General features: G+C 63.0%; 11 protein-coding genes. 8 read left to right on the forward strand and 3 right to left on the reverse strand.

All coding sequences use genetic code 11. The features are described from left to right. Positions 1-4 precede the first annotated feature (4 nt). A complete protein-coding gene (locus CJ022_RS08655) occupies positions 5-721 on the reverse strand; it encodes a DUF3348 domain-containing protein (RefSeq protein ID WP_101926258.1) in 717 nt (238 codons plus the stop codon). Positions 722-891: 170 nt separating this feature from the next. Then, complete coding sequence (locus tag CJ022_RS17065; RefSeq protein WP_158238380.1) at positions 892-1,041, reverse strand: hypothetical protein; 150 nt, start codon at positions 1,039-1,041, stop codon at positions 892-894. Between the two features lie 430 nt (positions 1,042-1,471). Here CJ022_RS17065 and CJ022_RS16745 point away from each other — a divergent pair, with 430 nt between their 5' ends. The 8 genes from CJ022_RS16745 (at position 1,472) to CJ022_RS08690 (ending at position 8,800) form a co-directional block, all read left to right on the forward strand. Further along, a complete protein-coding gene (locus CJ022_RS16745) occupies positions 1,472-2,128 on the forward strand; it encodes a hypothetical protein (protein ID WP_143703920.1) in 657 nt (218 codons plus the stop codon). A gap of 274 nt (positions 2,129-2,402) precedes the next feature. Beyond that, positions 2,403-3,113 (forward strand): hypothetical protein, encoded by a 711-nt coding sequence (locus CJ022_RS16750; RefSeq protein ID WP_143703921.1) that lies wholly within the window; start codon positions 2,403-2,405, stop codon positions 3,111-3,113. 85 nt (positions 3,114-3,198) lie between these two features. Then, a complete protein-coding gene (locus CJ022_RS08660; protein ID WP_101926259.1) occupies positions 3,199-3,414 on the forward strand; it encodes a DUF4287 domain-containing protein in 216 nt (71 codons plus the stop codon). 489 nt (positions 3,415-3,903) lie between these two features. Then, positions 3,904-4,371: a DUF695 domain-containing protein gene (locus CJ022_RS08670; RefSeq protein WP_101926261.1), complete on the forward strand. Its 468-nt coding sequence runs from the start codon at positions 3,904-3,906 to the stop codon at positions 4,369-4,371. Between the two features lie 57 nt (positions 4,372-4,428). Further along, the gene (locus CJ022_RS16755) at positions 4,429-4,761 is read left to right on the forward strand and encodes a hypothetical protein (RefSeq protein WP_143703922.1); all 333 of its coding nucleotides are present in this window, start codon (positions 4,429-4,431) and stop codon (positions 4,759-4,761) included. A gap of 466 nt (positions 4,762-5,227) precedes the next feature. Continuing rightward, entirely contained in the window at positions 5,228-5,644 is a 417-nt protein-coding gene (locus CJ022_RS08680) for a DUF4279 domain-containing protein (RefSeq protein WP_101926263.1), read from the forward strand. An 808-nt stretch (positions 5,645-6,452) separates the two neighbouring features. Next, positions 6,453-6,842: a Na+:solute symporter gene (locus tag CJ022_RS08685; RefSeq protein WP_101926264.1), complete on the forward strand. Its 390-nt coding sequence runs from the start codon at positions 6,453-6,455 to the stop codon at positions 6,840-6,842. A 191-nt stretch (positions 6,843-7,033) separates the two neighbouring features. Beyond that, entirely contained in the window at positions 7,034-8,800 is a 1,767-nt protein-coding gene (locus CJ022_RS08690) for a DUF2207 domain-containing protein (protein ID WP_158238381.1), read from the forward strand. Between the two features lie 137 nt (positions 8,801-8,937). On the opposite strand, the gene CJ022_RS08695 is transcribed toward CJ022_RS08690, so the two are convergent. Further along, positions 8,938-12,108, reverse strand: a complete 3,171-nt coding sequence (locus CJ022_RS08695) for an efflux RND transporter permease subunit (protein WP_101926266.1) — start codon at positions 12,106-12,108, stop codon at positions 8,938-8,940. Between the last annotated feature and the right edge of the window lie 20 nt (positions 12,109-12,128).

A 12,128-nucleotide genomic window follows, 5' to 3' on the forward strand; every position in this document is an offset into this window, starting at 1 on the left:
TGCGTCAGTGGGTGCGAAGCGCTGCGAGCAGCCCCTCGACCGGTTGGAAACGGACATCCAGCTCGGCGATCAGCACGCCCTGCATGTCCCTGCGAAAACCATCGAGCCAGGCCGCGGACGGATCCGTGGCCGATGTACCTGCGGCGGCCCGCAGCCGCTCGAAGTGCGTCTCGAGCAGCGCCGGTACCGCGCCGAACAAGGCGTGCTCGCGCGGACTCAGCGCGCCTTCCATCACCGCGTCGACCTCGGCCAGCCGCGCCATGTCGGCCGAGCGCTGCGCCAGCCGATCGCGCAGATCGCCGCGCAGCCGACCCGTCGCCATCTGCATCGACCGCTGCAGCGCCAGGTGTCGTTGGCGGAACGGCGCGAAGTCGAACGCGGCTGCCGGCGCGGCGTCGGCTTCGGCATAGCCCGGTGTCCCGGCCGCAGGCGGTTGCGGAATCGCCAGCTCAGGCGCCTCGGCGATCGCCGCCAGCAGCGCCGCCCGCGCCCTCGCGCAGAAGGCGGCGTCATCACGATCAATCACTTGCGTCGCTGGTTCAGCCTCGGCGGGCTTCGCGTCCAGCACCTTCGACAGCACCACCGCCCGCGTCCAGTCGATCCACTGGCTCAAGCGGTCCGCCAGCGCCGGGCTGCCAGGCGGCAGCTCGGCATCGGTCAGACGGGCCAGCAACCGGACGAAGGTCGGGCCGCGGACAGCGGGGCGGGGCAGGGAATCCAAGGGTGCGGCGCGCAAAAGACGGCGATTTTACAGTGCCGGGCGGGGCGGTACCGCTCCGACCCTCGACGCCCGCTAACTCACCCATGGCGACGAGGCATGGACGGAGCGTCAGCAGCGTGAGTTCTTGCGTCCGTTGCCGCGACCCACCGGTTCCGCTTCCCGTGCATATTTCACTTTTCGAGCTGTTTCCGGTCAAACACCGCAATTTGTTCGATATGCAATATCACGCTGGCAATGCGCAAACGGAGGAGGCCAGCGATAAGCGGCTGATTTACAAAGTCTTGCTCGCTGTTGACACCCACCTTTGCGTTGTCGACCATCGACGCATATCGCGCTTTTCGGGCGCTACTTGGTGTTAGGCCCCTAATGCTCCCTCAGCACCTGCTGACAGAATCTACAGAGAGCCGTGTCACTTGCCTGGAGTCCGGCCAGACAGGGACACTCCGCGTCAGAGTCGTGTATCAGGCTCGTGGCCGTGAGCAGCAGAGATCGCCTCTGTACCTCGCGCTCTTCACCCCTGACGATGAATATCAGCAGTGGGATGAGGAGGATCAGGATTACAGCCGAACCAGCATCGCTGCCGAATTCAAAACGCGAGATGAGTTGGAAGCTTATGTGTCCGGTGGGTACAGTTCGGCTTAGGCATCCCTCGCCCGGTTGCAGCGAGGCACGTGGCCTAACAATTCATTCAAGCCGATGCCGCTTCGCGGCACGGCTTAACTCAAGCGTTAGAGGTCACAGGAGACGTTCATGCCAGATCAGGATGCTCCGGCCGACGATCTTAGGTCGTTCAATGAGCGCACCTTCTCGGAACTTAAGACTGAGCTGTTCAAGCGTCAAGTCTCGAACGCAGAAAACTTCGATAAAGCGATACTTACCTTCTCAAGCGGAGCACTCGCGCTTTCACTTGGCTTTCTTAAAGACTTTGTTTCTCTCGACACGGCGAGTTTGCCTTACTTCCTGTACGCATCATGGTTCTTGTTTGTTTTCTGCATAATTATCACAGTCGCATCCTTCCTTGTCAGTCAGATTGGGATCGAGAAACAGCTTAAGCTTGCCAAGCGTTACTACCTCGACTCTGATGAAAGCGCGCTGCAAGAGAAAAATGGTCCGTTGAAGTTAAGTAATGGCCTCAACTGGATTTCCGGAGCGCTTTTTGGACTGGCTGTTTTTTCAACTGCGGTTTTCGTAGCCACAAATGCTGAGGAGGCTTCAATGACAAGCTCACGGAACAATCCGTCCGACGAAGTTATTTCAAAGATCATTAGCGGCGAGACTAGGATCATAAAAGGAATCACTGCCGCTGAGATTACCCCAAGACCGGCGTCATCTAAACCTGTGCCGACACCTGAAACAACTCCAAGCGAAAAGCCGGGCGCACAAGACACCACAGGTAAGCCTCGATGATGACGGCTTGTGACCTCTAGCAATTCATTCAAGCCGAACTTGCTTCGCAAGTCGGCTTAATTCAGGTGTTAGCGCTCACTTCATGCCCACAGGAATTTGCCGTCTCTGCAAACGCGAAGCTGATCTGCAACTCAGCCACGTCGTGCCCGCCTTCGTCTTTCGATGGCTGCGGGAATCATCGGGCAACGGATACATGCGGAGCACGGCATCCCCGAACTTAAGGGTACAAGACGGGCCGCAGAAGCACTGGCTTTGCTCCGAGTGTGAGGCTCGGTTGGGGCGTTCCGAAACTGCATTTGCAAAAGAACTGTTCCATCCCTACCTAACGGAATCGGGGCGGAGATTCCGCTATGGTCCCTCGCTGCTGCGGTTCTGCGTATCGGTATCTTGGCGAAACCTGCTTATTCAGATTGAGCATCTAAACGATCAAGATTTCACAAAGAAAGAGCGAGGTTGGATCGCCAACGCCGAGTTGGCGTGGCGTCAATTCCTGCTAGATGAAGCGCCTCACCCGGGAGCATTCCGCCAATTTCTGTTGCCTCTGGACCGCATCGAGAGCGCTCGTAGCGATCTGCCCCCGAACATAAATCGATACTTGATGCGCGCCATTGATATCGACCTTTGTCACGGCGGCCAAGCGCTTTTTACCTATACAAAGCTCGGCAGATTCTTCATCCTCGGTTTTGTCAATGAGCCAAACCAAAGCCGCTGGATTGGCGGGAGAGTAAACGCAAACGAGGGAACGGTAGAGCCTCGGCATTACACACTTCCCGCGCCGTTCGGCACTTATCTAATGGAGAAAGCCGGGCGGGTTCGAGAAGCCATGCAGGGAATCTCACCCCGACAAACAGCAAGAATTGAACAAGCATTTCGAGCAAACGCAGATCAGATCGTGGGCAGCGACTTCTTCGAAGCCATGCAGGCTGACGTTGAAATGTTTGGTTCAGCGGCATTCACTCCGCAAGATGGCGGCGGTGAGCGCTAACAATTCATTCAAGCCGAAGCCGCTTCGCGGCACGGCTTAATTCAGGCGTTAGCCCCCCCTATGACCGTCCACGGAGACTCAGGCCATGGCGAGTGACGAGAAGCCCAAGGGTCCGGCTTCGTACTTCCCCTCCATCGAGAAGACGTACGGGAAGCCCGTAGCGCACTGGTTCAAGGTGATCGATTCTCTGAAGCACTTGAAGCACATGGAGCAGGTGGCGCATCTCAAGCAAGAGCATAAGATTGGCCATGGCCATGCCAACGCCCTTGTTGCGTATCGCCGTGCGCAGTCGGGGGCCTAACAGTTCATTCAAGCCGACGCCGCTCCGCGGCGCGGCTTAATTCAGGCGTTAGAGCGCACGTGAAGCTATTCGGTCGGCATTTAATCTACATCCAAGTCTTCCCTGACCACTTCACGGGGCGGGTGCTCGGTGAAAAGCGCACGATCCGGCGAGACTGCCACTCTCTTGATAATCGTCGTAATGAACTCAAAGATTTCTCCCGCGTCAGAGTGACCTTGAATGCCATGTTCACGGAGCTTTCGCCCGGCTTCTCGTTGCGGAGGCCTGTTGCTCTTATGCACTTTGTGCCAGAGCATTACGTCCCTACTCAGACGGAGCTCGAGCTGTTCAAGAAGACCGCGGAGCGTGCGGGCGTGTCCTTCTGCTGGATGTCAAAGTGGGAGACGCCACACAGGAACCGAGAGCTGGAGTTGGTCTGGAGTGCGCTCTAACAATTCATTCAAGCCGAATCCGCTTCGCGGATCGGCTTAATTCAGGCGTTGGGCGTCTATGTCCGAAGATTCCGTGACCATCGTGGTGCCAGATCCGCACTACACGCTCTTCAACGGCAGTCGCGACGGCCTGCCCGAAGTAGTTGTGGTAAACGATGCTCTGCTGACTTTCAAGCATACGGATATCTTCGCTTGGCACCTCGAGGTAACGCTGCATGCCGTCGATTTGGCTGACGAAGGCATGCCGGCCCCTGATGAGAGCAAACTTCTCTTCGAGGCTGGTGACAAGATCGAACAAGCCATAGTTGGATACAACGCGCTATTCCTAGCCCGGAGCACCTGGAACGGCCTCAGGCAGCTCACGTACCGTGTCTACGACCCCGACGTGGCGAATGAGGCGCTTCAAGAGTTGTTGAAGGGCGAGCAGCCACGCTTCTGGGAGTTCCGTATGGACCATGATCCGTCATGGGAGCGAGCCGGCTTTTACTTTCAGCTGTTTCCGTTGGCGTCAGGCAATGACGCCTAACAATTCGTTCAAGCCGATGCCGCTTCGCGGCACGGCTTAACTCAGGCGTTAGGCCCCATGTTGAGACTCACCGCAGCGTTGCTAGTGGTTCTCACGCTTGCAGGCTGCGGCGATGGCAGCACGGCGTTGGCTGTTGAGAACCGGTCTTCTTCCAAGATCGAGTCAGTCCAGGTACGCGGACCCGGATTCGCGGCATTCGTTGGGGACATTGAGCCAGACCAGCGGAAGAAGCTGAGGATCTATCCCCGTGGCGAAGCTGGCGTGGGCTTGACGTTCTCCGTATCCGGACAAGAGCACAGCTCTCCTGTGTCGGGATACTTCGAGCCTGGCTACGAGGTGCTAGCCGTGGTCGCAGCGGATATGACGGTCTCGGTAGACGCAGAGTTCTAGGTGGGGCCTAACGAGTCGTTGCAGCCGACGTTGCATCTGTCTGTGGCCCCGGGCGGCAGGTAAAGCTTGCCACCTGGTCCCCAGCCCGCTACAACGCGGCTGAATTCTGGTGTTAGGCCCTAATGAGGTTTTGCATATGACTCTTGGCTGGTCCCTGTTCCTTGTTGGCGTTCTGCAATTCCTCGCGGCTTGGCTATTCTTCCGTCACCCCGGCCAAAGGTTTTGGGTCATTGCGCCCATCTGGCGAGCTGGTCAGTTTTTGCTGCCTGCTGGGGTTGCGCTATGGGTCGGGGGAATGACGCTCATGGCCGTGGGCTTGGTGTCCAACGTTGCGGACCGCATCGCGTAGCAGTCAAAGAACTCGGCCCTTCAAGACTTAGTCCCAGGAAACTCCGGGGCGGGGCCTAACAATTCATTCAAGCCGCACCCGCTTTGCGGGTCGGCTTAATTCAGGCGTTAGCGCGCTATGGGAATTCCGGACCACTCGATAGTCTCATTCCGTATCTTCGGAGACGACCTCGTTCCATCAGAAGTCACAGGCCTGCTGGGCTGTGAGCCAACAGAGGCCTTCGCAAAGGGAGATGTCCGTGTCGGCTCCAAGACGGGGAACCGGTATGTCGAGAAAACGGGTCGGTGGAGCCTTGCAGCGGAAGACCGCCACCCCGAAGACATTTCCGCTCAGATCTTAGAGATCCTCAGCAAGCTGGCTGAGGATTCGGCGGCCTGGGACTCGTTGCGGTCGCGCTTCACGATGGACTTCTTCTGCGGGGTCTTCATGGGTTCTACCAACGATGGGTTGGAATTCTCCCCGGAGGTGCTTGGGCAGCTTTCGTCACGTGGCATCTCGCTTGGCCTAGACATCTACAACCCGAGCGAAGACTGAGATGCATGGCGCGCACGCTAACAATTCGTCCAAGCCGACGCCGTTTCGCGGCGCGGATTAATTCAGGTGTTAGGCCGCTATGTCGATCTTATGCAAGCTGTTAGGTTCTTCAACTGTTTTGCTGTTACTTGTTGCGTGTGCAACTCAGGCGCCGTCTGCTCTTGAAGCAAATGATTGCGATATGTCGTGGCTGGACGAGAGTGCTATTTCTTCACAAAAGGCGTGCGAGCTGCGTGTTCTGGCCAAGCGTTGCGCGGTTTCTGACCGCTGTTACATCAGGTGCGAGGCAAGAGGTGGCGCTCCGACTGTCGGTGGTGGCTGTGAGCACATATGCACGGGTGGTGGTGCAGCACAGACTGACGAGGAAATTGCAAGGAACGGTGGTTTGTATGCAACGGAGGAGTCAGTTGCTTGCTATAACCAAGCCCGGTAAGCGACTTAACAATTCATTCAAGCCGAGCCCGCTTCGGGGGTCGGCTTAATTCAGGCGTTAGGCGCCACAGACCACTTACTCGCGACTAAGCAAGGAAGCTAGTGAAGTCGGAACTCGCTTAGGAACAGCGCATTTAGCAGCGTGTCCGCCATCCTTGAGCAGAGAGATCATCGGCATGGCTCGACTGAAACGAGATCTCGCACGAACGGAGCGTCCCGCCGCACGCGCCACGCGCCTGAGTGGTGAATGTCATGCGTTATGCGCTTGCTGTGAGGCTTGGCAGCGTTGCAACCGCGTCGGTTACGATCGGTCACCGACGCGCGCCCGGGTAGAGCAGGCGCTGCCGCGGATCGGCCCCACTCGAACGCAGGTTTCATGCTCATTACCCATCGACGCGCAGTTCTCATCGGAATCGGGGCTATCGCCTGCGTGGTGGCGCTGCAGGCGTTCAACAGCTTCGCGTGCTACCAGCACGATCTGCTCGAGTTCCTTTCGGTCACGGGCATGTTCCTCGCGCTGCCGCTGCTGCCTGCGCTGGTGTCGCTGGTCACCGCCAACCCGCTGCGGGCGGTCGGTGCATGTCTCGGCGTCGCGCCGTGGCTGATGACCGCGTACTACATCGACTGCGTGCAGCCCTACTCCGGCGGCGGCGCGTCGATGATCTACGTCGCGGTGGTGCTGTGGGGCACGCCGTGCGCCATTCTCGGCGCCCTGGTCAGCGGTCCCGTGTTGCGGGCCTGCGGCGTCTCGGTGGGCAAGCGCTAGCGCGAGGTCACGCGGATCGCCGATTGCCGATTGCCGGAGTGGCGCATCGTCGCGACCGGGGTGGAGACGACCGCGCATTCCGGGCGATGCCGACCATGCGACGCCTGCACTGCATCGCGTCCGCGTTAGCATCGCCAGCTGGACGCGTCCTGCCCGGGTGCCGGATGCGCATGACCCACTGGAGTTGCCCGATGTTCCGTCTGCTGCTGTCGATCCTGCTGTTGCTGTGCGCTGCGCCCCTGCTGGCGCAGGAACGCATCCTGTCCTACGACAGCGATCTGCAACTCGATGCGGACGGCAGTCTCGATGTCACCGAGCGCATCCGCGTGCGGGCGGAGGGCGAGAACATCCGCCGCGGCATCTACCGCACGTTCCCGACGCGCTACAAGGACCGGCTCGGCAACCGCATCGCGGTCGATTTTGAGATGCTGGGCCTGCAGCGTGACGGGCAGCCGGAGCCGTTCTTCATCGAGAACCTGGCCAACGGCGTGCGCATCAACACCGGCAACGACGATGTCCTGCCGGTGCCGGCCGAGTTCACCTACACGCTGCGCTACCGCGTGACGCGGCAGATCGGGTTCTTCGACACCCACGACGAGCTGTACTGGAACGCGATCGGCACCGGCTGGGACTTCCCGATCGACACCGGCAGCGCGACGCTGCGCCTGCCCCGGGCCGTGCCCGCGGCCGACCTGCTGGCGGAATGCTGGACCGGTCCGCAGGGCTCGCGTGCGCAGGCCTGCCGTGCGGCGGTCACGGCGCCGGGCGAGGCGCGCTGGACGCTGACTGAACCGCTGCAACCGGGCGAAGGCCTCACGACGACGCTGGCGTTCCCCAAGGGGCTGATCCCCGAGCCGACGCGCAACCAGCGCCTGCTGTGGCTGCTCGACGACAATCGCGCGGCGTTGATCGCGCTGGCCGGGCTGCTCGCGATGTTGGTGTTCGGCGTGCTGCGCTGGCGCCAGGTGGGTCGCGACCCCAAGCCGGGCACGGTCGTCGTGACCTACGATCCGCCCGACGCGCTGCCGCCGGCGACGCTGCGCTACATCGAGAAGAATCACGTCGACACGCGCGCGTTCTCGGCGGACGTGCTGGCGCTGGCCGTGGCCGGACACGTGACCGTGCATCGCGAGGGCAAGTTGCTGGACGAGGACTGGCACGTCGCGCGTGCATCCGGTGGCGGCACGCTCGATGCCGGGCAGCAGGCGCTGCTCGCGGACCTGTTCAAGACCGGCGACACGCTGGCCTTCGACAAGAAGAACGCCAGCCGCATGCAGACGATCCTCGCGGCCCACCAGCGGCGCATCAAGCAGGCGATGGGCACGCGCTTCCGGCAGGGACTCTACAAGTACAACGCCGGCAGCATCGGCGCGATGGCGCTGATCGCACTGGCGTTCTCGGTCGCGGCGGTCGTGTTCGGCGTCGGCACGGGCACCGGCCTGGTCCTGGCGATTCCGGTGATCGGGGCGATGGTCGTGACGTTCATCGTGTTCGCGTTCCTGTTGCCGGCGATCACGCCGGAAGGCCGCGCAATGCGCGATCGCATCGAAGGCTTCCGCCGTTACCTCACCGTCGCCGACAAGCAGGACCTGCAGCGCCTGCAGGGCCCGGGCGACGCCGAACCCACATTGGACGCGGGACGCTTCGAATTCCTGTTGCCCTACGCGGTGGCGCTGGAGGTCGAAGATGCATGGACGCAGAAGTTCACCGCCGCCGTCGGCAGCGCCGCCGTCGCCGCCGCGACCTCGTCGATCGCCTGGTACCACGCGACCGGCCGCGGCGGCGGCACCGGCATCGGCGATATTGCCGGTTTCAGCAAGGCAATCGGCAGCGGCTTCGCCTCGCAGATCGCCTCGTCCGCGTCACCGCCCGGTAGCTCGTCGGGCAGTTCGTTCGGTGGCGGTGGTGGCGGGTCTTCGGGTGGCGGCGGTGGGGGCGGGGGTGGTGGCGGGCGCTGAAGACAGAAGCGTCGCGGGAAGTGCCCTCACGCATTTCTCCCATCGGGCGCGATCGCAGCACCAGGTGCCCGCGTGAGCGAGACCTTCGGGTTGCCGGGCCCGGTACCGGCCGTCGAGCCGGCGTTCTCCGGTAGCGCTCATACAGGCGCGTCCCGCCGATGCACCCACCGGTACAGCACCGGCAACACCAGCAGGGTCAACAGCGTCGACGAGATGATGCCGCCGATGACCACCGTCGCCAGCGGGCGCTGCACTTCCGCACCGGCGCCGACGTTGAACGCCATCGGCACGAAGCCGAGCGAGGCGACCAGTGCCGTCATCAGGACGGGGCGCAGGCGCCCGAGTGCGCCGTCGACGATCGCGGTGTGCAGGTCGAGACCGTCGTCGCGCAGCTTGCGGACGAAGGTCAGCATCACCAGGCCGTTGAGCACGGCGACGCCCGACAGTGCGATGAAGCCGACGCCGGCCGAGATCGACAGCGGAATGCCGCGCGCCGCCAGTGCGAGCACGCCGCCTGTGAGCGCGAGCGGCACGCCGCTGAAGACCACCAGCGCATCGCGCAGCGAGCCGAACGCCATGAACAGCAGCGCGAGGATCACCGCCAGTGTCAGCGGCACGACCAGCGACAGACGCTGGCTGGCCGAGGCCAGCTGTTCGAACGTGCCGCCGTAGTTGATCCAGTACCCGGTGGGCAGCGTGACCGAAGCGGCGACCGCGGTCTGCAGCTCGCCGACGAAGCCGCCCAGATCGCGCCCGCGCACGTTGGCGGTGACGACGATGCGGCGCTTGCCGTTCTCGCGGTTGATCTGGTTCGGCGCGAGTTGCGTGCCGATCGTCGCCACCTCGCGCAAAGGCGCGGTGCGTGGCGTGCCACTGGCCCAGCTGCCGCTGCGGTCGGATTCGTCGGCGCTGTCGGCTGCGGTGCCCGCGAGCGGAATCGGCAGGTCGGCGAGCGCTGCGGGATCACCGCGCAGCGATTCGGGCAGGCGCACGACGATGTCGAACCGCCGGTCGCCGTCGAACAGTTGCCCCGCCGTCTCCCCACCGATCGCCGCGGCGACCACGCGTTGCACATCGCCGGGATTGAGCCCGTAGCGCGCCATCGCACGCGGCTCGGGCGCGATCTCGAGCAGCGGCAGGCCGTCGACGGCTTCGATGCGCACGTCGGCGGCGCCGTCGATGCCCTGCAGCACACGTTCGGCCTCGGTCGCCACGGCCTGCAGGGTCTCGAGATCGTCGCCCTGGATCTTCACCGCCACGTCGCTGCGCACGCCGGAGATCAGTTCGTTGAAGCGCATCTGGATCGGCTGGGTGAACTCGTAATTGTTGCCGGGCATGGTCTCGGCGATCGCTTCGAGTTCGCCAACCAGCGTGGCGCGTGGCTTGCGCGGATCGGGCCAGTCGGCGCGTGGCGCGAGGATCAGGAAGGTATCGGCAACCGACGGCGGCATCGGATCGTTGGCGACTTCGGCGGTGCCGATCTTCGAAAACACGCGTGCGACTTCCGGCACCTGCAGCAGACGGCGTTCCAGTGCACGCTGCATCGCCACCGATTGTTCGATGCCGGTGCCGGGCACACGCATCGCATGCAGTGCGATGTCGCCCTCGTCGAGGCCCGGGATGAACTCGCTGCCCATTCTCGTGGCCAGCCAGCCGCAGGCCAGCACCAGCACCAGCGCGCCGCCGACGAGCCAGCGTCCGTGTCGCAGCGCCCAGTCGAGCGCGGGCGCATAGCCGCGACGTGCCGCGCGCATCACCCGGTTGTCGTGCTCGGCGACGCGGCCGCGCAGCAGCAACGCGATGGTCGCCGGCACGAAGGTCAGCGATAGAAGCATCGCGCCGGTCAATGCCAGCACGACGGTGATCGCCATCGGATGGAACATCTTGCCTTCCACGCCTTCGAGCGCGAACACCGGCAGATAGACCGCGGCGATGATGCCGAGCCCGAACAGACTGGGCCGGATCACCTCGGCGCTGGCCGAGGCCGCGACCGCGTGCCGCTCGCGCGTATCGAGCAGGCGGCCGAGCCGCTGCTGCGCTTCGCCGAAGCGGCGCAGGCAGTTCTCGACGATGATCACGGCGCCGTCGACGATCAGACCGAAGTCCAGCGCGCCCATGCTCATCAGATTCCCGGACACGCCGCCGTGGCGCATGCCGATGACGGTGAACAGCATCGTCAGCGGGATCACCAGCGCGGTCAGCAGCGCCGCGCGCACGTTGCCGAGCAGCAGGAACAGCACCACGATTACCAGCAGGGCGCCTTCGATGAGGTTTTTGGCGACGGTGCGGATGGTGCGGTCGACCAGCGCCGTGCGGTCGTAGACCGCGACTGCGCGCACGCCGTCGGGCAGGCTTGCATTCGTCGCCTCCAGCCGCTGCGCCGCAGCCTGCGCCACGGTGCGGCTGTTCTCGCCGAACAGCATCAACACCGTGCCGAGCACGACTTCCGCACCGTTCTGCGTGGCCGCGCCGGTGCGCAGTTCCCGGCCTTCGCCGACGCTCGCCACATCGTGCACGTGGATCGGCACGCCATCGCGGCGCGCCATCACGATGTTGCCGATCGCCTCGACATCGGCCACCTGGCCCGGCACACGCACCAGCAACTGCTGGCCGTTGCGTTCGATGTAGCCGGCGCCGACGTTGCGGTTGTTGTTGGCGACCGCGGTGACGACATCCTCGAACGTGAAATCGAGCGCGACCAGCAACGCCGGATCCGGCGTGATGTGCACCTGCCGCGCGAAGCCGCCAATGGTGTCGACCTCGGTCACGCCACGCACGTTGCGCATCTGCGGCCGCACGACCCAGTCCTGCAACGTGCGCAGATCGGTCGCCGTGAACGGCGTGCCGTCCGGCTTGCGTGCATCGGGTGCGGCCTCGACCGTGTACATGAAGATTTCGCCGAGTCCCGTCGCGACGGGGCCGAGCGTCGGGTCGACATCGTCCGGCAGTTGCCCCTTCACCTGCTGCACACGCTCGGCCACCTGCTGCCGCGCGAAATACAGATCGGTGCCGTCCTCGAACACGACGGTGACCTGCGACAGGCCGTACGCCGACAACGAACGCGTGTAGTCGAGACGCGGCAATCCCCCGAGCGCGGTCTCGATGGGAAAGGTGACGCGCTGTTCGGTTTCCAGCGGCGAGTAGCCCGGCGCCGAAGTGTTGATCTGTACCTGCACGTTGGTGATGTCGGGCGTCGCGTCGATCGGGAGTTTGGTGAAACTCCAGCCGCCGACGGCGATGAGCAGCAACGTCGCGGCGAGCACCAGCCAGCGGTGGCGGATGGAGGCGTGGATGAGGGGCTCAAGCATGGGGAGCTCCGATGCTTGGG

Origin of the sequence: Luteimonas rhizosphaerae, assembly GCF_002849595.1 — a bacterium.
GTDB classification, from domain to species: domain Bacteria; phylum Pseudomonadota; class Gammaproteobacteria; order Xanthomonadales; family Xanthomonadaceae; genus Luteimonas; species Luteimonas cellulosilyticus.

What these genes read in the sequence shown, in the direction of transcription:
- CJ022_RS17065 (WP_158238380.1), bottom strand. Translation starts at nt 1,041, where the DNA reads ATGGTCGACAACGCAAAGGTGGGTGTCAACAGCGAGCAAGACTTTGTA.
- CJ022_RS16745 (WP_143703920.1), top strand. Translation starts at nt 1,472, where the DNA reads ATGCCAGATCAGGATGCTCCGGCCGACGATCTTAGGTCGTTCAATGAG.
- CJ022_RS08660 (WP_101926259.1), top strand. Translation starts at nt 3,199, where the DNA reads ATGGCGAGTGACGAGAAGCCCAAGGGTCCGGCTTCGTACTTCCCCTCC.
- CJ022_RS08670 (WP_101926261.1), top strand. Translation starts at nt 3,904, where the DNA reads ATGTCCGAAGATTCCGTGACCATCGTGGTGCCAGATCCGCACTACACG.
- CJ022_RS16755 (WP_143703922.1), top strand. Translation starts at nt 4,429, where the DNA reads ATGTTGAGACTCACCGCAGCGTTGCTAGTGGTTCTCACGCTTGCAGGC.
- CJ022_RS08680 (WP_101926263.1), top strand. Translation starts at nt 5,228, where the DNA reads ATGGGAATTCCGGACCACTCGATAGTCTCATTCCGTATCTTCGGAGAC.
- CJ022_RS08685 (WP_101926264.1), top strand. Translation starts at nt 6,453, where the DNA reads ATGCTCATTACCCATCGACGCGCAGTTCTCATCGGAATCGGGGCTATC.
- CJ022_RS08690 (WP_158238381.1), top strand. Translation starts at nt 7,034, where the DNA reads ATGTTCCGTCTGCTGCTGTCGATCCTGCTGTTGCTGTGCGCTGCGCCC.
- CJ022_RS08695 (WP_101926266.1), bottom strand. Translation starts at nt 12,108, where the DNA reads ATGCTTGAGCCCCTCATCCACGCCTCCATCCGCCACCGCTGGCTGGTG.